The sequence below is a fragment of the Mesorhizobium sp. B2-4-15 genome (assembly GCF_006658505.1).
Taxonomy (GTDB): domain Bacteria; phylum Pseudomonadota; class Alphaproteobacteria; order Rhizobiales; family Rhizobiaceae; genus Mesorhizobium.
This window is the reverse complement of sequence record NZ_VFUZ01000019.1, coordinates 87,624-110,248: the sequence shown is the minus strand read 5'-3', so window position 1 is coordinate 110,248 and position 22,625 is coordinate 87,624. Positions and strand designations below refer to the sequence as shown.

General features: G+C 64.5%; 17 protein-coding genes. 6 read left to right on the top strand and 11 right to left on the bottom strand.

The window, feature by feature from the left end:
• Window positions 1-11: 11 nt before the first annotated feature.
• From FJ930_RS21620 to FJ930_RS21600, 5 genes are all read right to left on the bottom strand, one after another.
• Window positions 12-1,526 carry a malonyl-CoA synthase gene (locus tag FJ930_RS21620; RefSeq protein WP_141840027.1) on the bottom strand — a complete coding sequence of 505 codons (1,515 nt, stop codon included), beginning with the start codon at window positions 1,524-1,526 and terminating at the stop codon, window positions 12-14.
• Between the two features lie 181 nt (window positions 1,527-1,707).
• On the bottom strand, window positions 1,708-2,451 hold the full coding sequence (locus FJ930_RS21615) for a GntR family transcriptional regulator (protein ID WP_141840026.1): 744 nt from the start codon (window positions 2,449-2,451) through the stop codon (window positions 1,708-1,710).
• Window positions 2,452-2,958: 507 nt separating this feature from the next.
• A complete protein-coding gene (gene rpe / locus FJ930_RS21610; protein ID WP_140746898.1) occupies window positions 2,959-3,636 on the bottom strand; it encodes a ribulose-phosphate 3-epimerase in 678 nt (225 codons plus the stop codon).
• 222 nt (window positions 3,637-3,858) lie between these two features.
• Complete coding sequence (locus FJ930_RS21605; protein WP_141840025.1) at window positions 3,859-7,716, bottom strand: hypothetical protein; 3,858 nt, start codon at window positions 7,714-7,716, stop codon at window positions 3,859-3,861.
• 10 nt (window positions 7,717-7,726) lie between these two features.
• Window positions 7,727-9,709: a hypothetical protein gene (locus FJ930_RS21600; protein ID WP_141840024.1), complete on the bottom strand. Its 1,983-nt coding sequence runs from the start codon at window positions 9,707-9,709 to the stop codon at window positions 7,727-7,729.
• A 486-nt stretch (window positions 9,710-10,195) separates the two neighbouring features.
• On the opposite strand from FJ930_RS21600, the gene dnaK reads away from it, so the two are divergent.
• From dnaK to FJ930_RS21570, 6 genes are all read left to right on the top strand, one after another.
• Window positions 10,196-12,112 (top strand): molecular chaperone DnaK, encoded by a 1,917-nt coding sequence (gene dnaK, locus FJ930_RS21595; RefSeq protein WP_141840023.1) that lies wholly within the window; start codon window positions 10,196-10,198, stop codon window positions 12,110-12,112.
• A gap of 303 nt (window positions 12,113-12,415) precedes the next feature.
• On the top strand, window positions 12,416-13,546 hold the full coding sequence (gene dnaJ / locus FJ930_RS21590; protein ID WP_140612585.1) for a molecular chaperone DnaJ: 1,131 nt from the start codon (window positions 12,416-12,418) through the stop codon (window positions 13,544-13,546).
• Between the two features lie 169 nt (window positions 13,547-13,715).
• Window positions 13,716-14,321, top strand: a complete 606-nt coding sequence (pmtA, locus tag FJ930_RS21585) for a phospholipid N-methyltransferase PmtA (RefSeq protein WP_141840022.1) — start codon at window positions 13,716-13,718, stop codon at window positions 14,319-14,321.
• A 340-nt stretch (window positions 14,322-14,661) separates the two neighbouring features.
• Entirely contained in the window at window positions 14,662-15,258 is a 597-nt protein-coding gene (locus FJ930_RS21580) for an NADPH-dependent FMN reductase (protein ID WP_141840021.1), read from the top strand.
• The gene (gene pyrF / locus FJ930_RS21575) at window positions 15,255-15,968 is read left to right on the top strand and encodes an orotidine-5'-phosphate decarboxylase (protein WP_181763442.1); all 714 of its coding nucleotides are present in this window, start codon (window positions 15,255-15,257) and stop codon (window positions 15,966-15,968) included. Before FJ930_RS21580 ends, pyrF begins: the two co-directional genes overlap by 4 nt.
• Window positions 15,969-15,997: 29 nt before the next feature.
• Window positions 15,998-16,285 (top strand): DUF1330 domain-containing protein, encoded by a 288-nt coding sequence (locus tag FJ930_RS21570; RefSeq protein WP_141840020.1) that lies wholly within the window; start codon window positions 15,998-16,000, stop codon window positions 16,283-16,285.
• A 164-nt stretch (window positions 16,286-16,449) separates the two neighbouring features.
• On the opposite strand, the gene FJ930_RS21565 is transcribed toward FJ930_RS21570, so the two are convergent.
• The 6 genes from FJ930_RS21565 to FJ930_RS21540 form a co-directional block, all read right to left on the bottom strand.
• A complete protein-coding gene (locus tag FJ930_RS21565) occupies window positions 16,450-17,532 on the bottom strand; it encodes a D-alanine:D-lactate ligase-like protein (protein WP_141840019.1) in 1,083 nt (360 codons plus the stop codon).
• A 134-nt stretch (window positions 17,533-17,666) separates the two neighbouring features.
• Window positions 17,667-18,542 (bottom strand): SMP-30/gluconolactonase/LRE family protein, encoded by an 876-nt coding sequence (locus FJ930_RS21560; protein WP_141840018.1) that lies wholly within the window; start codon window positions 18,540-18,542, stop codon window positions 17,667-17,669.
• A complete protein-coding gene (locus FJ930_RS21555; protein WP_141840017.1) occupies window positions 18,539-19,180 on the bottom strand; it encodes a 2-dehydro-3-deoxy-6-phosphogalactonate aldolase in 642 nt (213 codons plus the stop codon). The genes FJ930_RS21560 and FJ930_RS21555 overlap by 4 nt, the downstream gene beginning before the upstream one ends.
• Window positions 19,177-20,121, bottom strand: coding sequence for a 2-dehydro-3-deoxygalactonokinase (locus FJ930_RS21550; RefSeq protein WP_141840016.1), 945 nt, complete (start codon window positions 20,119-20,121; stop codon window positions 19,177-19,179). Before FJ930_RS21550 ends, FJ930_RS21555 begins: the two co-directional genes overlap by 4 nt.
• Complete coding sequence (locus tag FJ930_RS21545) at window positions 20,118-20,885, bottom strand: SDR family oxidoreductase (RefSeq protein WP_141840015.1); 768 nt, start codon at window positions 20,883-20,885, stop codon at window positions 20,118-20,120. The genes FJ930_RS21550 and FJ930_RS21545 overlap by 4 nt, the downstream gene beginning before the upstream one ends.
• 256 nt (window positions 20,886-21,141) lie before the next feature.
• Complete coding sequence (locus FJ930_RS21540; RefSeq protein ID WP_140746855.1) at window positions 21,142-22,491, bottom strand: EAL domain-containing protein; 1,350 nt, start codon at window positions 22,489-22,491, stop codon at window positions 21,142-21,144.
• Window positions 22,492-22,625 lie beyond the last annotated feature (134 nt).

The window sequence follows — 22,625 nt, the reverse complement described above, 5'->3', positions numbered from 1 at the left end:
GGTGACGCGCTTCAGGATGCGTATAGGTCCTTGTAGGCATCGCGCAAAAGATTCTTCTGCACCTTGCCCATCGTGTTGCGCGGCAATTCGTCGACGAAGATCACCCGCTTCGGGTGCTTGTATTTTGCCAGGCGCCCGGCGATGGCGCCAAGGATTTCGGCTCCGGTGATCCGCGACCCCGGCGTCCGGACCACGACCGCGGTGACGCCTTCGCCGAAGTCGGGATGGGCAATGCCGATGACCGCGCTTTCCGCGACCCCGTCGAGCGCGTCGATCTCGCTCTCGAGTTCCTTCGGGTAGATGTTGTAGCCGCCGGAAATGATCAGGTCCTTGCCGCGGCCGACAATGTGGACATAGCCATCGGCATCGACCATGCCGAGATCGCCGGTGATGAAGAAACCGTCGGCGCGGAATTCCGCCTTGGTCTTTTCCGGCATGCGCCAGTAGCCGGAAAACACGTTCGGACCCTTCACCTCGATCATGCCGACCTCGCCCTGGGCAAGCGGCCTGGCGGTGTCGGGATCGGCTATACGAAGCGCGGTGCCAGGCAAGGGGAAGCCGACCGTGCCGGCGCGCCGTTCGCCGTCGTAAGGGTTGGAGGTGTTCATGTTGGTCTCGGTCATGCCGTAACGTTCGAGGATGGCGTGGCCGGTGCGCTCGCGCCAGGCCCTGTGCGTCTCGGCCAGCAGCGGCGCCGAGCCGGACACGAACAGGCGGATGTTCCTCGCTGCCTGGCGGTCCAGCCCGTCCTGCTGCAGCAGCCTGGTGTAGAAGGTCGGCACGCCCATCAGCGCCGTGGCGCGCGGCAGCAGCGAGACGATGCGTATCGGGTCGAATTTCTGTTCGAACAGCATCGAGGCGCCGGCCATCAGGATGACGTTGGTGGCGACGAACAGGCCGTGGGTATGGAAGATCGGCAGCGCGTGGATCAGCACGTCGCCTGATGTGAACCGCCATTGCTCGACCAGCACCCGTGCGTTCGAGGCGAGATTCCCGTGGCTGAGCATGGCGCCTTTCGAACGGCCCGTCGTTCCGGATGTGTAGAGGATCGCGGCGAGATCGTCCTTGCCGCGCTGGACGTCATGGAAATCGGACGATTGTCGCGATGCCTGGTCCGTCAGCGATCCCTGGCCGTTGCGGTCGAGCGTGACGACGACGGCACCGGATGGCTCGATCATGCGCGCGATGTCAGCCGATTTCGCCGGATCGCAGACAATGACCCGCGGCGCGGCATCCTCGAAGAAATAGCCGAGCTCGGTCAGCGTATAGGCGGTGTTGAGCGGCAGGAAGACGGCGCCGGCGCGCACACAGGCGAGATAGAGCAGCACCGCCTCCGGGCTCTTCTCGACCTGCACGGCGACGCGGTCGCCGGGCTCGACATCCAGTTGCAGGAGCGCATGCGCGAGCTGTGCCGACCGCGCCAGCATGTCGCCATAGGTCAGCGATCGCCCATCGTCGGTTTCCATCAGCAAACGATCGGGCGCCGGCATCCGGGACCGGAACGCGTCGAACAGATGATTGCTCATGAAGTCTTCCTGCAGCGAGGGCAATGGCGGCGCCGGGCCTGCCCATGGAAAGGCATGCGTCGGCGGCAAAGAGTTCGCGTTTCCCAGCCATGCCGTCAAGACCGCAAACGCGGGTCCGGCAAACCGGATCGCGGCAAAGGTCGCGGGCGATGTGCGGTGAGACGCCGAAAGGACCCGGCCGTTACCGTCTGGTGCGGTGGGTCGGGGTGGCGGCCTTGGAATCCCCGGCTTGCTTGAAGCGTTCCATGCACATGGCCGTGGTCAGCTGGTACTGATCGATCAGGGCCTGAACGGCACCGTCGGCATTGCCGTCCAGCGCGCATTCGGCGATCAGCCGGTGTTCGGCGAAGTCGTCGCGCTGAACGCTCTCGCCATCATTGGCCATTTGCCGATAGCGGTAGGCGTGATCGGAAAGCTGATCGCAGAAGCTCACCAGCCAGTGCGACCGGCAGGCCGAGATCAGCACCCGATGGAAGGTTCGGTGCAACTTCTCCCAATCCGGATCGAGCGAGGAGAGATCCTGCGGCGAAAGACGCGACGCCCGCCCCAGGCGATGCAGCGCCAGCACCAGCTGCTCTTCCCATTCGGCGGTGCGATGGGCAACGGATTCACGAAGCGCCCGTTCCTCGAGCCAGCAGCGGGTGCGCGTCAGCTCCTCGAGCTCCGCCGCGCTGATCGGCATGATAAAGAAACCGCGCTGGTCGTGGCGGCCGAGCAGCCCTTCGGAGGCAAGGCGATTTAGGGCCTCACGGACCGGAGAGGCACCGGCGCCATATCTGGAGACAACCCACTCGACCCGTAGCTTGCTTTCGGTTTCCAGGTTGCCTGCGAGAAGATCGTCACGAAGTTGATGATAGACCGTGCTGGCAAGCGTGCTCTTGGATCCTGTGCTGTCGTCGTTCAGGGTGGCAGCGCCATATGTCAAAAGCGACTCCTTGTCCCCCAACTCTTGTCTTGGGCAATTCGAGTCCGAAAAACATTTCCCCTTCCGTACATGTACCATATAGCGCCGGCCTCCGGGCGCTCAAGCAGAGGATGGCGCTATTGTACTTAAGAACAAAGAAATATACCGCCAACCGCTGCTGATCACGCGAATTTGTGCGGCTCTACAACCAGTAGAAAATTAACGTGTTTGTATGCACGCGGAATCATCTGGTGCTTGTGTGCCCATGCGATCATCTTTTCTGCCGCGCGCAAAGGACACCGGCAATGCAGCCGAACCATGCCTCCCGTCCGGCCCGGCGATTCGGCAGCAGGCCCTCGACCCATCGTGCCCGCGCGCGAGCCCTTGGCGCCGGTTCCGCGTCTGATGGAACGCGTCGACCCGCTCCAAGCCTTGGTGCCACGCAATTCCGGACGGAAAACCGCTATGCACATTCCAGGAATGGCTCTCGCCGGCCTGCTGGAATTAAACGGCGCAACCCGTGACGCGTCAGCCGGCGGCCTTGTCGGCCGCTGCCCTAATCGCCTCGATATTGGCGCGATAGGCTTCGACGCTGCCGCCCTTGAAGATGGCGGCGCCGGCGACCAGCACGTCGGCGCCGGCGGCGGTGACCAAGGGGGCCGTTTCCGGCGAAACACCGCCGTCGATCTCGATGCGGATCGGCCGGTCGCCGATCAGCGCCTTGACCCGTCTCACCTTGTCGACGATCCCCGGGATGAAGGCCTGGCCACCGAAGCCCGGATTGACGGTCATGATCAGGATCAGATCGAGCCGGTCGAGTACATATTCGACAGCACTTTCCGGCGTCGCCGGATTGAGCGACACACCGGCCTTCTTGCCGAGATTCCTGATGGTCTGCAATGAGCGGTCGAGATGCGGCCCGGCCTCGGCATGCACCGTCATGCCGTCGCAGCCGGCCTCGGCGAAGGCGGCGAGATAGGGATCGGCAGGCGCGATCATCAGGTGGCAGTCGAAAAAGGCCTTGGTGCGGGCGCGGATCGCCTTGATCACCGGCGGCCCGAAGGTGATGTTGGGCACGAAATGTCCGTCCATCACGTCAAGGTGGATCCAGTCGGCGCCAGCCGCCGCCACGGCCTCGACCTCGTCGCCGAGCCTCGAAAAGTCCGAAGCCAGCACCGAAGGGGCGATCAGGGTTTTTTTGCTCATCTCGCGGCCTTTCCGGGCGCCCTTTTCATATCGCTCACTCTCGATCGACTGCCTAATGCGCGGCGGCTGACTTGTCGAGAGTGCAGGCACGGCGACTCCACAGGCTTGGGCGGCGGTGCGGGGTCTGCGATCATGTTGCAGCCAGTTCCTGCTTGTCTCGGGCCATGAAGAAAACCCGCCGGATTGCTCCGCCGGGTCTCTGATCTGGCGTCGAGCAGATGGCTACTGCTGCTGCAGTTTCAGCATTCTGTTCGGTACCGGATCCTGTTCGGCCTGAGGCATGCGCCGAGGCAGTACCTGCAGCAGCAGTCCCGGGTTGATCTCCAAGGACGGCTGTCCGCGCATCGGCCTGCAGTTCGGATACCGCCCGACCGTGCCTTCCGGGCAACGCCGCCTGATGATCGGCTGGCACTGGCCATTGATCATTTGCGAGCCCGGGGCGCATTCCACCTGCTGCCCGCGGCAGGCGCCGTTGATCACCTCGCTGCCGCGCGGACAGACACACTCGCCGCGCTTGTTGTGGACCTGGCCGCGTATATCGCACTGCTCCAGTTGCGGCTGCTTGCGCCGGCAGGCGTTGCCTTGCACCTCGGTACCCCTCGGGCAGACGCAGTTGCCGTCGGCGTCGTGGACCTGACCACGGATCGTGCACTGGTCTGGCTTCGGCCGGACCGGTCGGCAAGTTCCGTTGCGCAACTCGGTCCCCTGCGGGCAGACGCAATCGCCATCGGCATTGCGGATCTGGCCGGGGATGCGGCACCGGTCGGGCTTCGGCCGGATCGGCCGGCAGGCACCGTTGCGCACCTCGGTCCCTTGCGGGCAGACACAATTACCCTCGGCGTCGTGGATCTGGCCACGGATGGTGCATTGCTGCGGCTTCGGCCCGCCCCTCACACACGCATTCGCCTGTCTGTTGAGATACGTACCATCGGGGCAGGTGCAGCCATTGCCATCCGGGCTCGGCACCGAGCCAGGTATCGTGCAGTTCGGCCTGCTCGTCTTGACGCAGACGCCATTCTCCAGCTCCGTGCCGCGCGGGCAGACACAGCGTCCATCCTCGGTGCGGATCTGGCCTTCGAGCAGCACGCAGCGTGGCGGCGGCGGCAGGGGAAGCGGCAGGAGCTTGGTGCCGCCGCCAGTGCACTGGCCGTTGCGGAAGGTGGTGCCTTCAGGGCAGACGCACCTGCCGGCATTGTTCATGACGAAGCCCGGCGAGCACTGGTTCTTCACCTCATGGGTGATGGTGAAGGGGTGGCACGCATAGGCCTTGCCGCGTTCGCCTTGCAGGTTGGTCTGGTCGCCGGACAGCACATCACCGCCGCCCTGCACCCATGTGTCGGGGGAGAGAACGCCGACGCAGTTCTGCCCGTTGGCGTTTCCCTGCAGATTGGCGAGATGCCCATCGTCAGGGATGACCACGATGACATGATGGGTGTGGCTTTCCCCGGCACCGAGCGTCAGGTTGGCGATGCAGGAGGCAGGCAAGGTCGTCGGTTCGGGCGAACAGCCGAAGGGCGGGCCGATCGAAGTGATCGCAACGCCGTCCAGCCGGCCAAGCCCTTCCACGCCGATCGCATCGCCAATGCGGACCGGACCGGAGAAGGGGCTTGTCCCATCGTTCGATATGGTGATGTCGAACGAGCAGGGCTGGCCGGGCCGGCATTCGCGGTCGCCGGTCTTTTCGACGCGGATGGTCGAGGAGCCACCGCCCTTGGCGCAGGCCTGGCCGATCGGGTAGACGGCGTCCTCGCCCTGCGCCGGGCCATAGGAGCCGCGCGCGCAGTTCTCGAACTCGCCATTGGCCGAAACCGTCACGTCGAAGTGCCTGGAGGTTCCGGGTGTCATGACGGCACCGGGAAGCTGGCACGACAGCGTGTTGGCGGGCACCGGACCGCACGCCCATTCCGCGCCGTCTGATGTGACGGTCTGGATCTGGACCGGCGCTCCGCCGGATACCAACGTAGCGGCGTCGTTGACCCGCACCGGACCGGTGGGGGCAGCCGTGCCGGCATTGGTGACGGTGATGCGGCAGGAGACCACTGCTGCGCCGGCGAGCGAGCCGCTGCACACCTTGGTGATGCGCAGGCCAGGCTGGCCAGCGTTGGGATGGCGGATGCGTTCCTTGGCGCAAGCCTTGTTGTTGGTGAGATCGGCCTCGCCGGGGATGGGCTTCACTTCGGCGCAGTTCTCGATCATGTCCGAGCGATAGCTGGCCGGCACCACCGCCTTGACGAAGATCGGCGTCGAGGCGCCCGGAGGCAGCGAGATACCGGGATTGTCGCAGCGGAACTGGCCGGGACCATTCGGACCGCAAGTCCAGGGCGGGCTCGGGCCGAAGGTCGAGGATGTGGGCGCGCCGCTGGGGTAGTTGTCGATCACCGTCAGCGGCCCGTTATAGGTAGCGGAGCCATTGTTGATGATGTCGATGACGAAGCTGCAGACGCCATCGGCGGTGCAGACTTCCGAGCGGGCACGCTTCTTCAGGATCAGGTCGACCTTCTTCTCGACCGGCGGCTGGCAATCGCGGTCACGATCGCCACGGCGGCAGATCGGGATCGAGGCGCAGCCGCGGTCGTTGGCCTGGCTGCCGAACAGCGGCTTGCCGCTGGCCGCGTAGTTGTAGGCGGCGCAGTTGCGCAGGACACCGCCTTGCCAGCCCGCGGCCGGCTTGAAGCCGAGCGTGAGGTCGACAAAGGCTCCCGGATTGAGCGTGGTCACCGGATAGGTGCATGTCATCGGGGTGGTGCCGGGCACGCAGACCCAGGGCGGATTGGGCCCTGAACTCAGCGTCGAGCCGGCCGGCAGCGTCACCTCGTCGAGCACGATCTTGCCGTTATAGGGCGCGGTGCCGACATTGGTGACCCGGATGGTGAAGTCGCAACCGCCGGCCATCGTGCAGCGCGGAACATCGGCATGTTTTTCCACTTTCAGGTCCGGTTCTTTGTCCCTGGGCGGGCATTTCAGCTCGGGCGGAATGACGATGTCGATGGTCTGCGTGCAGCAGAGCCCCCAGCCCTCTTTCGGCCCGGCATAGGTGTTGATGCCGGTCACGATGATGTGGATCGTCTCGCCGGGTGAGGCGCCGACGATCTTCCAGTTGAGCATGCCGCCGCCTGCCGGCACCTGCTGGGTGTCGGGGATGATGGCGATGCCTGGTGTCGTCGTCGAAAGCTGCACCCACTTGCCGCCCATCTCCGGGCCGACCGGCATGTGGTAGATGAAGGCGCCGCCGCCGGGCACGCAATCGACCGTGCCGCGCTCGACCTTGAAGCATTCATGGTCGGTCGGGGGTGGGGGTGGCGGTTCGCATTTGGTGACGTCGATGCGGACAGAGGTCTTATCGCCGGTCAGCAGGTTGCCGTCATCCGGCTTTCCCGGATCCTGCGACGGGATGATGGTGCCCGTGCCGGTGCCGACGGTGACCTTGATCAGGCCCTGGTTGTCGACCACGGTTGGCGCGGGGAACGCCGCATGGTCGATCTTGGCCGTGATCCTGAAGGTGATGACGCGTTCGTTCAGCGCGCCCGAGCCATCGAGGTCGGAAGCCGAAAACCGGAAATCGGAAACCGTTGCCGTATCGTTGGGACCGGCCGAATTGCTGATGACGGCACCGGGCAAGGGCCCGCCGGAGGCATCCGTGCCGTCGCCGGCGACCTGCACGTCGACGATCGAGAGGCCATGTGGAAGCTGGTCCTTGAATTCGAGTTTTGCCGCCTTCAATGCGGCCGCGAGGCCCGGGTTGGCAAAGCTCTGGGGATCGCCGCGCAGACCGAAGGTCAAGGTGTAGAAGACGTAGTCGCAGCTGCGCTGGCCGCCCGTCTTGGTGAAGAAGGGGACCACGCGTCCGGGTTCAGGATTGATGATGCGTGGATTGTCGAACTGCAGCGGCTGGACATCCGGGCTGGCGGCCTGGACGTCCTGGGCGGCGACAGCCGGCAGTGCGGGCGCGAGAGCGACCGCGATACCGGCCGCCATCAGCCAGCGCGCACCGCGCCTGGCATATGACAGGGGTTTCATGATCGTCTCCATGACGGTTCTTTGAGGGTTTGCCGCGAGCGGGGAAGGAGCAAGAATGGTCATCTTTCCCTCCTCAACGTTCGCAGCTGACGGCTGGCGTGCGGAGCGGCAAGGTCATCTTGCAGCAAGGATAGTAGCCGCCCTTGTCCTTGTCGGACCTCCTGTAGAAGCAAAGCCCAACATCGACCCTGTCGCCCGGACTGTGGCCGGTGATGCCGATCGTGTACGGCCTGCCTGGCGCATGCGACATGGGTGTGGTCACCCCAACGCCTGGCGTCCTGGACTGAACCTTGATCGAATCGCCGCCGAAGCCGGCATGGTCACGGAGATAGAGATCGGCCTCGAGGCCTGAGGGCGTGCAGTAATACTGGACGTCGTCGACATCGAGACAGGGAGGCAGATTGCCGGGCGGTGGGAAGTCCGGCGGGTAGAAGGGGGGCAGATAGCCGCCCGGGATTTCTTCATAATAGCCGGCGCGGCCCTCGCAGGGATGCCAGATGGCAACATCGCCGACATGGCCTTCCACTTCGGGATCCTCGAAATAGCCGTCGAAGTCGACGAACCATGAGCCGAAGGGCGGCACATTCGCCGGCTTGACCAGGTCCTTGGGCGTGATCTGCACGCCATGCACGGCGAGCGGCCCGCCGGCGGCGAGCTTCTCGGCGAGTGCTGGATTGTCACGCAATCTGTCGCCGGTGTTCACGAGCGTCCGCGTGCAGACCGAGGTGTCGAGATTGCCGTCGGCGTCATAGCCATACTGCAGGTCGAGCCCGCCAGCCGATTGCCGGTTGGCCTGCGGGAAACCGACGGCATATTCCTGCGGCACTTGCACCCAGGCCGATTCCGTCGCCGGATCGTCGGGATTTTCGCGCCAGTAGCGGATCGCCTCGCCCTTGCCGGAATCAGCGAAGCGGCTGTAATCATAACGGTTTTCGACCGGGCCGCGCTGAGCGAGATACATGAAGCCGCTGTTGTCGAAGGCGATGTCGGTGACGGCGTAGTCCTTGTCGGCCTTGACCGTCAGTTCCCAGCGCGGGTCGCCGGCAAAGGTGCCGTCGCGGGCAATGCCCACCGACCAGATCTCGGCCGTTTCGCCGACCGAATAGTAGAGCCGGCCGCCATGATAGGAGACGGCCCAGACGCGGCGCCCGTCCTGTGTGTAGCCCCAGGTCTCGGGGTCTTCGGCGTCAAAGGCCGCGCCCTGTATGTCCATCACCGCACCGTCATCGGCGACCGGAGCCAGGCCATGCGCCGGGCGCCCGGCAACGCCATGGTCGAACGTGTCGATCAGCTTGCCGTTGGCGTCGATGCGATGGATCAGGCCGGTGTCGAGGTCTGAAGCGAAGAACTGACGGTGATTGGGATCGAAGGTGAGGTTGCCGAGACTGGGACCGCTGTTGGTGCCAACATCGGCGAATTTGGAGACCTGGCCGGTGATGCCGTCGATCTTCCAGATGGTGCCCGGTCCGCCACCGTTTTCGGTGCCGAACTGGCCGTCCATGAAAGTGGCGCCGGCCTTGCCGCGGCGCTGCCGCTCCGGCCTGCCGTCCTTGTCGGCGTCCGGCGTGACGATCTCGACGCCATGCAGCGAAGTGGCGGCGGCATAGAGGTTGGGAATGCCCGACGGAACGCCATCGCGCACACCGTCGTCGTAGGTGAGGCCGAACACCTGGCCGATCTGGCCCGCCGTCACCTCGAATGGCGGCGGCGTGAAGACGAGCTGACCGGAAGCCGGCCCACCAAGATGGGAGACGTCGAACACGCGCAAGGTGGCTTGGGTGGTGTCGATGAAGGTTTCATCCACGGGATCGACGCCGGGCGGCAAGCCCCCGCTTTCGGAATCGGGAGAGTCGAGATTGGGGATGATGGTGCCGGAAAATCCGGTGACCGCCATCGAGCCGGGATAAATGATCCGGGTCTGGCTCTCCTGCGCCTGGGCGCCGCCAAGCCACAGGCTGGCGGTGAATGTCAGCGCCAGCAATCCGCCGCCAACACGCGCCGCACCGCGCACGCCGCTGTTCAGAGAGGACACAAGCGTGCCGCGGACGCGAGACATGGCGCTACCCCCGTTAGCCACGGGAGAAACATTCGGCGTTACCGCGCAAACCAGGGCAAGGCGCGGCGTTCCGGCACGTTCTTCCCTGATCGAATTGTCTGCTTTCCTCATCTCCACGATACGCCTGCTCCTGTGCAGGGTCAACGGAATCAGCTGAAAGCCCAGCGCATCGACCCCGTCCCGAAGGCGGTGGCCGCGCCGAGTTCCTGTTGTTCCCGGAGACCCTGGAGTCTCTGGATTGCTGGTCATTGGGCTTCCTTTCCGGGCCGCGCCATGCGGCACCTGGACGTCAGTCGCAGGCCGGAGTGGAAAGGTTCATGGAAGCCTCGCGCAGAATGCTTGCGCCCGATGCTGGCTGTTCTTATATACGCGCCAAGCCGTCCGGCGCCGGAATACCGGTTGCCGAACGGGATTTCTTGTGAACAGGGGCTTTCGCCGGAACGCCTTACGGGTCCTGAAAGCCTGCTTAGCGGAGAGACTAGAAAAATGGCAAAAGTAATCGGTATCGATCTCGGCACCACCAACTCGTGCATCGCGATCATGGACGGCAAGGAGCCGAAAGTGATCGAGAACGCTGAAGGCGCGCGCACGACGCCTTCCATCGTCGCCATCTCGAGCGACGGCGAACGTCTCGTTGGCCAGCCGGCCAAGCGCCAGGCGGTCACCAATCCTGAAAACACCATCTTCGCGGTCAAGCGCCTGATCGGCCGCCGCTATGACGATCCGGTGACGGAGAAGGACAAGAAGCTTGTCCCCTACAAGATCGTCAAGGGCGACAACGGCGATGCCTGGGTCGAGGCCGGCGGCAAGAAGCAGTCGCCCTCGCAGATCTCGGCCATGATCCTGCAGAAGATGAAGGAGACGGCGGAAGCCTATCTCGGCGAGAAGGTCGAGAAGGCGGTCATCACCGTTCCGGCCTATTTCAACGATGCCCAGCGCCAGGCGACCAAGGATGCCGGCAAGATCGCCGGCCTCGAAGTGCTGCGCATCATCAACGAGCCGACCGCGGCAGCGCTCGCCTACGGCCTCGACAAGAAGGAGGGCAAGACCATTGCCGTCTATGACCTCGGCGGCGGCACGTTCGACATTTCGGTGCTCGAAATCGGCGACGGCGTGTTCGAGGTGAAGTCGACCAATGGCGACACCTTCCTCGGCGGCGAAGACTTCGACATGCGCCTGGTCGAGTATCTGGCGGCCGAATTCAAGAAGGAGCAGGGCATCGACCTGAGGGCCGACAAGCTCGCCCTGCAGCGCCTCAAGGAAGCGGCTGAAAAGGCCAAGATCGAGCTGTCGTCGACGACGCAGACCGAAATCAACCTGCCCTTCATCACCGCCGACGCGACCGGGCCGAAGCACCTGACGCTGAAGCTGACGCGCGCCAAGTTCGAAAGCCTGGTCGAAGACCTCGTCCAGCGCACTATCGACCCCTGCAAGGCGGCGCTCAAGGATGCCGGCCTCAAGGCTGGCGAGATCGACGAGGTGGTCCTGGTCGGCGGCATGACCCGCATGCCCAAGATCCAGGAGATCGTGAAGCAGTTCTTCGGCAAGGAGCCGCACAAGGGCGTCAACCCCGATGAGGTCGTCGCTCTGGGCGCCGCCATCCAGGCCGGCGTTCTGCAGGGCGACGTCAAGGACGTGCTGCTGCTCGACGTGACGCCGCTGTCGCTCGGCATCGAGACGCTGGGTGGCGTGTTCACCCGTCTGATCGAGCGCAACACGACGATCCCGACCAAGAAGAGCCAGGTGTTCTCGACCGCCGAGGACAGCCAGTCGGCCGTGACCATCCGCGTCTTCCAGGGCGAGCGTGAAATGGCGGCCGACAACAAGGCGCTCGGCCAGTTCGACCTGGTCGGCATTCCGCCGGCGCCGCGCGGCGTGCCGCAGATCGAGGTCACCTTCGACATCGACGCCAACGGCATCGTCAACGTCTCGGCCAAGGACAAGGGCACCGGCAAGGAGCACCAGATCCGCATCCAGGCTTCGGGTGGTCTGTCGGACGCCGACATCGAGAAGATGGTCAAGGACGCCGAGGCCAATGCCGAGACCGACAAGAAGCGTCGCGCCGTCGTCGAGGCCCGCAACCAGGCCGAGGCGCTGGTGCACTCTTCCGAGAAGTCGCTGAAGGAATATGGCGACAAGGTCTCGGAGGCCGACCGCACGGCGATCGCCGATGCGATCGCGGCCCTGAAGACCGCGGCCGAAGGCGATGACGCGGCCGATATCGAGGCCAAGAGCCAGACCCTTGCCGAAGCTTCGATGAAGCTCGGCCAGGCCATGTACGAGGCCTCGCAAAAGGAAACGGCGGAAGCCGACGCCAAGGCGGACGCCGCCAAGGACTCCGATGTGGTCGATGCCGATTTCGAGGAAATCGACGAAGACGACGACAAGAAGAAGTCGGCCTGAACGGCCTGACGGCGAAGTAATGCGCATGACCCCAAAATCGATATCGATTTTGGAAAGGATCATGCGCCCACTCAAAGGTGCTACAGCGTCCTTTGCGCGTCCGGGAGGACGCGCGGCGCTGTAGGAAGCCCGGCGCAAAGCCGGGCTTTTTTGCAACCCCTTGCAGAAAAATCGCTGAAAAACACGAACAGAAACGTGCCGGCTCTAGCATCGGGGCAGCACCGCTCCTAAATCGAGACAACGTGCCGGCAAACGACGCAACAACATGCATCAAGACGTTGAGCATCCGGACTGCGGGAAAAAATGAAAGCTGATTTCTACGAAACGCTGGGCGTGCAAAAGGGCGCCGACGAGAAGGAGCTGAAGAGCGCTTTTCGCAAACTCGCCATGCAGTTCCATCCCGACCGCAATCCCGGCGATCATGCCTGCGAGCACAAGTTCAAGGAAATCAACGAAGCCTACGAGACGCTGAAGGACCCGCAGAAGCGCGCGGCCTATGACCGGTTCGGCCACGCCGCCTTCGAACAGGGCGGCATGAATGGCGGCGCGCATGGCTTTGGCGCCGGCGGCTTCGCCGACATCTTCGAGGACATTTTCGGCGACATGATGGGCGGGCGCCAGCGGCGTTCTTCGGGCGGCCGCGAGCGTGGCGCCGACCTGCGCTACAACATGGAAATCACCCTGGAAGAAGCGTTTTCAGGCAAGACCGCGCAAATCCGCGTACCGGCCTCTATCTCCTGCTCGGAATGCTCGGGCAGCGGCGCCAAGCCAGGCACCCAGCCTGTCACCTGCTCGATGTGCAATGGCCACGGCAAGGTACGCGCCACGCAAGGCTTCTTCTCGATCGAGCGGACCTGCCCGCAATGCCAGGGCCGCGGCCAGACCATCAAGGATCCGTGCCCGAAATGCGCCGGCCAGGGCCGCGTCACCGAGGAGCGGTCGCTGTCGGTCAACATTCCGGCCGGCATCGAGGACGGCACCCGCATCCGGCTTGCCAATGAAGGCGAGGCCGGCCTGCGCGGCGGCCCGTCCGGCGATCTCTACATCTTCCTGGCGGTGAAGCCGCACGAATTCTTCCAGCGCGACGGGGCCGACCTCTACTGCAAGGTGCCGATCTCGATGACCACCGCCGCCCTTGGCGGCTCCTTCGAGGTCACCACGCTTGATGGCACGCAGACCAAGGTGAAGGTGACGGAAGGCACGCAGAACGGACGTCAGTTCCGGCTCAAGGGCAAAGGCATGCCGGTGCTGCGCCAGCCCAATGTCGGCGACCTCTACATCCAGACCGCGGTCGAGACGCCACAGAACCTCACCCGTCGCCAGCGTGAACTGCTGGAGGAGTTCGAACAACTCTCATCGAAGGACAATTCGCCTCAATCGAGCGGGTTCTTCGCCCGCATGAAGGATTTCTTCGAGTCCTTTGGCGAGCATTGAGCACGCCGCCCGGCTTCTGCATTGGGCGGAAGCGCGAGGGTGCCGCTAGAAACCGCGCATTTTGAGGCGCGACAAAATCTATCTTATCCACGACGTGGGCATGGCCGCGCCTTGCCTTGCGTCAACCAGGTGTTAAGTAGCTTCAAGGGGAGCGCTGAGGAGAGCTTGCATGACGCGTAGTCACGGACTGCGGAAGGCGCTTGCCGAAAAGTTCGACGACGAACTCAAATTCTTCAAGGGCTGGATCGACAAGCCGAAGACGGTCGGCTCGATCGTTCCGACCAGCTCGATCACCGCCCGCAAGATGGCCTCTATCGTCAATCCCAGGTCCGGCCTGCCGGTGCTCGAGGTCGGCCCCGGCACAGGCGTCATCACCCGCGCCATCCTGGCGCAGGGGGTGCGGCCCGAAAACCTCTACGCGGTCGAATATTCCGCCGATTTCGTCCGCCATCTGCGCCGGCTCTATCCCGGCGTCAACGTCATCGAGGGCGATGCCTTCAACCTCAACGCCACGCTCGGCGAGAAAAGCGGGATGATCTTCGATTCCGTCGTTTCGGGCGTGCCGCTGCTCAACTTCCCGGTCGCCCAGCGCATCGCCTATATAGAGAGCCTGCTCGACCGCATCCCGGCCGGACGGCCGGTCGTGCAGCTGACCTATGGTCCGATGTCGCCGATCCCGGCCGGCCGCGGCGACTATACGGTCAAGCATTTCGACTTCATCTTCCGCAACATCCCGCCGACGCAGCTGTGGATCTACCGGCGCGAGGCGCATTAGCGCCGGCGCAGAGCTGGTTGCGGATCGCATAACTGCGATTGGCTTAAACGTCCGTCACTTCGTCATCCACGGGCGGAGCAAGGAGCATAGCGACGCAGCGCAGACCCGAGGATCCACGCCGTGACTTCCGTGCGCTGCCGCGGTGCAGAATTCTGCTCCGCCGCACTCCACGGCCAAGGTCGCGGAATGGATCCTAGGGTCTCCGCGACGGAGCTTCGCTCCTGCTTCGCCCTAGGATAACGAAGTTGGAAAGGCCTCGGCCAATCGCGAATGTTTTATGGCTCTGGAGCGTTGATTTGCGCGGGCTCCGGCTGTACCTGTCCGGGAACAAGGGGAGCCAATGGCAGTGATCCCGAAAATCCTCGTCTTCGCCGGCTCGGCGCGAAGCGGCGCCTATAGCGGCAGGACCGCCGACGTGGCGCAGAAGGAACTCGCGGTACAAGGCGCCGAGGTCACCCGCATTTCGCTCGCCGATTACCCCTTGCCGATCCTCGACGAGGACCCGGAAAAGGAGAACGGCGTCCCGGAAAACGCTCAGAAGCTTGCGCGGCTGATCACCGCCCATGACGGGTTGCTGATCGCCACGCCGGAATATAACGGCTCGATCCCGCCGCTGCTCAAGAACGCGATTGACTGGGTGAGCCGCGTGCGCCGGGATGGCGGCCGATCGGTCAGGCCGCTTGCCGGCAAGGTCGCCGGCCTTTGCTCGTCCTCCAACGGCCATTTTGCCGGCATCCGCTGTATCAACCATCTGCGCGCCGTGCTGGTGCGCTGCCAGATGGAGGTGGTGACCCCGGAATGCTCGGTGCCCGATGGAGGCGACGCCTTCGACGCAGACGGCCATTTCCGTGACGAAAGACTGCACAATTCGATGGAGCATTTATGCCGCACGCTGATCGAAACCTCCCGCATGCTGTCCACGCGGATCGAGGCCTGACTGCCGTAACCATGCAGGCCCAATCCATGCAGGAAAGATTGATCGTCGGCCTCGACCTGCCGACCGTGAAAGAAGCCGAGCAGGCAGTGCGCGAGCTCGACGGCATCGTCTCCTTCTACAAGATCGGCTATCAACTGGCCTTCGCCGGCGGCCTCGACTTCGCCAGGGAACTGGCCAGCGGCGGAACGAAAGTCTTCCTCGACATGAAGCTGCTCGACATCGACCATACGGTGGCCAAGGGCGTCGAGAACATCGTCAGGATGGGCATGACCATGCTGACCATCCATGCCTATCCAAAGGCGATGCAGGCGGCGGTGGAAGCGGCCAGGGGCAGCGACCTCTGCCTGCTCGCCGTCAGCGTGCTGACCTCGATGGACGAGCAGGACATGATCGACGTCGGCTATGAGTATGATCCGCACACGCTCGTGCTCAGGCGCTCCGAACAGGCGCTGCATGCCGGCATGGGCGGCATCGTCTGCTCGGCCGCCGAGGCCGAAGCGGTGCGCCGCATCGTCGGGCCCGACATGGCTGTGGTAACGCCCGGCATCCGGCCTATGGGCAGCGACCATGGCGACCAGAAGCGCGTGGTAACGCCGGGACAAGCGATCCGGAACGGGTCCAGCCACCTCGTTGTCGGCCGGCCGATCGTCGCTGCGCCCAACAAACGCGAAGCGGCCGAAGCCATCCTCGATGAAATGCGCTCGGCCTGACGCCCCCGATACAAACCCGGAGAAAAAACATGCCCAAGGGATACTGGATCGCTCGTGTCGATGTGCGCGACGCCGAAGGCTACAAGGATTATGTCGCCGCCTCGAAGCTGGCCTTCGACCGCTTCGGCGCGAAATTCCTGGCGCGCGGCGGCGCGCATGAAAAGGCCGAAGGGCCTGGTCGCGGGCGCAACGTCATCATCGAATTCGAGTCGCTCGCGGTCGCGCATGACTGCTATCACTCGCCCGAATATCAGCGCGCCGTCGCCATCCGCCAGAAGGTCGCCGATGGCGAGATCGTGCTGGTCGAAGGCGTTTGAGCGGTTGCTCGTTCACGGAAACGTCGAACTGCTCCATCTCGTGTCCTGACGCAATTCGCGCTTTCGTCGAGGGCTCTGCCCCGACAGCAGAGGCACGCCCGAAAGCGTCAAGCAGGCGCAGCCAGCCGAAGCGCGTCAAAGGCCCGGCGATTTTCACCGAGCCGTCAGCCCGTTGCGACGCTGCCTTCCCTGCCGGCCAGCCTGTTCGCCGCGGTCTCGGCCATAGCGTCAGCCAGGCTCAACCCCCATTGCGAGCGGCAGTAGGCGCGGAAATCGAAGCAAGGCAGGCCGGGGCAGACCTCGAATTCGATGAGATGAACGGTGTCGTTGGCTTCGACACGCAGATCGACGGAGAACACGTCGCGCAGGCCGAGCCCGCTGATCAGTTGGTTGGCGATCGCCCTGATGCTGGCGTCGGCGGCCGGCTGAATGTCGGCAACCGCAACGAGTTCCGGTTCGACATAATTTCCGGCGGCCTTCGCCGCCTCGCCGGTTTCACCATAGAGCGCCAGGCTGTCCGCCATGGTCTGGAAATCCGCGCCTGAATCGACAAAGGCGATGCCGAGCGCCTCGACGCCTGCTTCCGGCACCAGCCCGAGGAAGCTGGCGCGCACGTTGCGGCCGGCGACATAGGGCTGGACGACGACGTCGTCGCGATAGGCGGCGAAGACACGCCGGCTGAGCTCCAGCGCGTGGCCGAGATCAGCCGCACGCGAATCCGGCCAGATGCCGATCTTGGCGCCGAGCCGGTTGGGCTTGACGAACCAGCCGGCGGCGGAAGCCGGCGGCTCGACCAGCCATTTGCCATCCCGGGCAAGGCCCGCCGGCGGCACCGGCAGGCCGAGCGCACCAAGCACGGCGCCGGAGCGGAATTTGTCCTGGCAGAGCGCGAACAGCGAATCATCGGCACCGATCGTCCGCAACCCCTTGAGCCTGGCCAGCGCGGGCGCGGCGCCGCCGCGAAAATAGGCGATGCCGTCAGACAGCGTCCAAACCAGCGTGTTCCGCGCATCCTCGCCATCGAGCGCCTGGGCCGCATCGTCGAGCGCAACCGGCGCAAAGGACAGGCCGCGCGCCCCGCAGGCGGCGGCCAGCGCCTCGAATTCGAGGGCGAGATCGGTCGACTGCGCCAGATAGGACGAGATTTCGGTGGCGCGCTGCGGTGCGAAACCGTCGGCGATCAAGCGATCGAAGCAAGCCTTTTCCGGCTCGTAGACAAGGATCAGCTTTGGCTTGTGGCTCGACATGAGATGAATGATTCCCGACGCTGTGATCGCCTACCATCGCACGGCCGACGCAAACAGCTTTCGCGAAACCGACCCAAGCCGGACGCCTGGGTGACAGCACCGCCAGGATGAGCAGCGCGGATCGCCCGGCCTGTTCAGGCGATCAGCAAGCGCGGCTCGAACCGGCCGTTGACGTCGATATCGAGCAGGAAGGTCATGCCCGCCTGCGGATCGAGCTGCCGCTGTTTCTCATCCTTGCCCGACCAGGCGGAAGTCACAGCCAGCCGGTCGGCGTTCTTGCCGACAAAGGCGGGGCAGGAGGGCTGCGTCACCGGCATCGCCACCTCGCGCAGCAACGTGCCGTCGGGCGAATAGGCCTTGACCGCCTTGCCGCCCCAGACGGCGTTCCACAGCACGCCGTCGCGGTCGACCACCGATCCGTCGACATAGCCCTTGGCCGAGCGGTGATCGACAAACACATTCGGCTCGCCGGCGGGCAGGCCGGTCGTGGGATCGCAGGCGATACGCATCAACAGGCCGGTCGCGGTATCGGTGTAGTAGGCGAGCGCGCCGTCCGGCGAAAAACAGATCGAGTTCGACACGGTGATGTCCGAAAACAGGCGGCGCAACTCGCCCTTGAAGAACCAGTAGATCGAACCAGCGCCCTTTTCCTCCTTCTTGCCCATCGTGCCGGTCCACAGCGCACCGCAGGGGTGGACACGGGAATCGTTGGAGCGGGTGAGCGGATTGTCGGCCTCGATGGGCGTATGCAGCGTCATCCTGCCGGTCGCGACCTCACGGACAAAAAGCCCGGTTTCGGTGGCGATCATCTGTCGCTGATCATCGATGATGGCGATGGCGCTCGCCATCTGGCCGAGTTCATGGATCTTCAGCGCGCCGCCGGACACCGGTTTTTCCAGAAGACGACCGTTGACGATGTCGAACCAGAACAGCGCGTCGGTGGCGGGATCGTAGCTCGGCCCTTCGCCGAGCTGGCAGATATGATCGGAGAAAACCGAAACCTCGCTCATCGTGCCTCTCCGAACACCGCGTCCCAGGCCGATACGGCGGCGTGTGCGCGTATCGCCACCTCATCGACACTCATGCCCGGCTTGAACAGGCTGGAGCCGAGGCCGAAGACCGTGACGCCGACCGCCTTGTAGCCGGCAAAATCCTTCTCCGAAACGCCGCCGACGGCGCCGACCAGGGTCCGCGCCGGCAGCACGGCCCGGATCGCGGAAATGCCCGATGCACCGAGCACGCTCGCCGGGAAGAACTTCAGCGCCGAAGCGCCCAGCCGGATCGCCTGGAAGGCCTCGGTGGGCGTGAACACGCCGGGCATGGTCACCATGCCATGATCCATCGCGCGCGCCATCACCTCGGCATCGATGTTGGGGCTGACCAGAAGCCGCCCGCCGGCCTTGTGCAGCCTGTCGACATCGGCCGCAGTCAGCACGGTACCAGCGCCGACCAGCGCCGTTTTCGGCAGCATTTCGACAATGCTGGCGATCGACGAGAAGGGCTCGGGCGAATTCAACGGCACTTCGATGGCTTCGATGCCGGCGTCGAACAGCGCTTGCCCCATGGCAATCGCCTCGGTGGGCTTCAGGCCGCGCAGGATGGCGACCAGCCCGCGCTTGAGCTTCGGGAATGGGGCGGTCTCGGTCATGCCAAAGCTCCGGTTCTGGCGATCATGCCGTTCTCGCGCGCGGCTTCGATAAGCCCTGCACGCACCGCCTCATCGGCATCGACGGTGCGAAGATCAAGTCCGGCAAGAACCAGCGCGGCCTGGTAGAGCCCCGCGAGTGCACCCGAAGCGATCAGCACGACCGGCGCATCGCCGGTGCCATAGCGGCGCCTGGCCGAGGCGATCTCGCCGCCGATCAAAAGCCCGGACAGGCAGGCCGCCGCATCCTGCGACTTCAGGTCCTGCAGGAGCCCGGCGGCACGGATGGCAAACAGCTTCGAAGTGACGTCGCCGCCCTCGCCAAGCGCCCGTTCGCACCATTGCCGGAAGAATGGATTGTCCGCCGCGACCGGGGCCGGATGCTCGCCCAGCGAATGTTTGAGGATCGAATGCGCGGCCAGCACCGAAAACAATTCGCCCGTCGGCCATGTGCCGAAGCCGGCAACCGCGCCATCCTCGACCACGACCCATTTCGAGTGCGTGCCGGGCATACAGGCAAGATGCCGCCCCTTTGCCGGCAAACCAGCGCCGGCAAGCTGTGTTTCCTCACCGCGCATGACGTCCGGCGCGTCGGCCAGACGCTGGGCAAGGCCAGGGACGATGCGGATGTCGCGTTTCCGATCAGGCACCCGGGCCGCGCCGCCCAGGATGGCGCCGAGCGGCGCCGGCACGGTCACATAGGGCGCCTCGAGCCAACCTTGCCGGGAGCCGGCCATGCCGCAGATGATAACCGGCAGCGCTTCCGGTGCCCCCATGGCGCCAAGATGGCCCTCGAGCACGTTGGAAAACCCCTTTTCGCGCGCGGTGAGGAGGCCATCATCGCCGCGGCGCTCGGCAAGCGCCTTGCCGCTGCCGTCGATCAGCCATGCCCGGAGCCTGGTCGTGCCCCAATCGAGCGCCGCTACCGCCGGAACCGCGCTCACAGGAAGCCTCCGTCGACGATCAGCATTTGCGCCGTCAGCATGCGCGAAGCGTCCGACGCAAGGAACAGAACCGTGCCGATTATGTCGTCCGGCCGCATGACGTCCTTGATGCACTGCTTGGCGACATGGGCGGCAAGCGCTTCTTCCGTCACCCAGCGCTCCTGCTGCCGTTCGGTGATGACCCAGCCGGGCGCAACGGCGTTGACGCGGATGCGGTCGGGCCCGAGTTTGCCGGCCAGGCCCTTGGTGAGGCCGAGGATGCCCGCCTTGGCGGCGGTGTAGGCCGGCATGTCGGGATGATTGATGAGATAGGATGTCGAGGTGAAGTTGATGATCGAGCCGCCACCCGCCCGCTTCATCCCCGGCGCCACAGCTTGCGCGGTGAAGAAATGCGGCCGCAGGTTGATCGCGAGGTTGTCGTCCCAGAACTCGACGGTGACGTCCGCGACATCGTGGCGCTCGTCCCATGCGGCATTGTTGATGAGCACGGTGACATCGCCATGCGCCTCGGCCGCCCTGGCTGCAGATGCCCGCAAGGCCTCCACATCGCGCAGATCGGTCTTGAGGTAGAGCGGCCGCCGGCCGAACTCCTTCTCGATGCGGGCGGCAAGCGCGGCGCTGGGCTTGTCGGCGATGTCGACGAAGGCGACATTGGCGCCCTGGCGCACAAACCCTTCGGTCAGGGCGGCGCCTATCCCGGACCCGCCGCCGGTGATCAGCACCGAGGCTCCTTCGAGGTCGGGAAAATGCGCCGATGGCATCATATCTTTCTCTCCGCGCGCATGGCCCCCGAAAATCGGATCGATCTTCGGAAAGGGATCATACGCAAATAAAATTCTACAGCGTCCTTTGCGCGTTCTGAAGGATGCGCGGCGCTGTAGCCAGAACGGCGCGCATCCTAGCCACGCAAGTCGCGCGGGCAAGGGCGAAACGTCGGATTTCCGTGCTTATGTCGGACAAAACGACTTTGCGCCTCGCCCGGCGCGAAGCCGCGACGGTGGGCAGCGCCGGGATCGCCGGTCAGATCGCCTTGGCGCGCAGGGCGCCGCGGAAGGAATCGCGGAGATAGCCGAGCGTGGCGTCGGCATCGGCCGGCCTGCCGAACAGATAGCCTTGTCCGCCGGCGCAGCCGAACTGGACCAGGCGGTCGGCCTGCGCTTCCTCTTCGATGCCTTCGGCTACCACATCCATGCCAAGCCCTTCGCACATGGCCAGAATGGCGCGGATGATGTGTTCGGAAGGACGGTCTTCGAGAATGGAAGAGACAAAGGCGCGGTCGATCTTGAGCTTGTCGAAATGGAATTCGCGCAGGCGCCCGAGCGAGGACTGGCCGGTGCCGAAATCGTCCAACGAGACGCGGATGCCGACACGGCGCAGATCCTCGACGATCTGCGCGGCGGAAGCAGGGTCGTTCATCAGGCCGGTCTCGGTGATCTCGATCTCCAGCCGGCGCGGATCGAAACCGGTGCGGTCGAGGATCGCCAATATGTGCAGGCCGGTGTTCTGGTCGACGAGCTGCGAGGGCGACAGATTGAAGGACAGGAACAGGTCCTTCGGCCAGCTCCGGGCCGCCTCGGTCGCCTTGCGCAGCACCAGCTGCGACAACGGGCCGATGATGCCGCGCTCCTCGGCAATGGGAATGAACACCGTCGGCGGCACCGCGCCGAGATCGCGATCGGTCCAGCGCGCCAGCGTCTCGAAGCCGATGGTGCGGCGCGTGTTGAGATCGACGATCGGCTGGAAGTGCGGCTCCACCTCGCCGGCCGAGACGGCACGGCGCAGCGCCTGTTCGATGCGGGTGACGCGCTTGGCCGCCTCTTCCATCTCGCGCGTATAGACGACGACGCGGCCACGACCGGAACGCTTGGCGTGGTAGAGCGCCGTTTCGGCCTTGTTGATGAGGATCTCGGTGGTCTCGTCGCCGGAATAGAACAGCGAGCAGCCGACCGAGGCCGAAAGCCTGGCGGTGCGTTCACCGACATCATAGGGCGCCGACAGGATCTCGATCAGCATGCGGGATTTTTCCGCCGCCGCTTCCTCGCTGAACACCAGCGGATAGAGGAAGGCGAATTCGTCGGCGCCGATACGGCAGACCGTCGAATGGCCGTCCATCGAGGCGCGCAGCCGCATGGCGACCTGGATCAGGATATCGTCACCGGCCTTGTGGCCGAACAGATCGTTGATCGGCTTGAAGCCGTCGAGGTCGAGGATGCCGACGGTGAAGGGTGCGGGATCGTCGGCACGGTCGCTGATCAGGCGATCGACCTTGTCGAAGAAGCGGCGATGGTTGCCAAGCCCGGTCAACGGATCGGTGAAGGCCAGATCCGTGCTCTCCCTGTTTGCCTGACCGGTGCCAAACGGAGTTTGCATCGGTGTCCCTGTTTTTTGACGTCGGTATTTATTTCCGAGACTGGCAGCAAACCCTTTAGGAAACGTATCCTGAAAACGATTTTTTTTAGCCGGAGCATGATCCCGAAAAATGGGATCCGGCCTTCGCTGGAGAT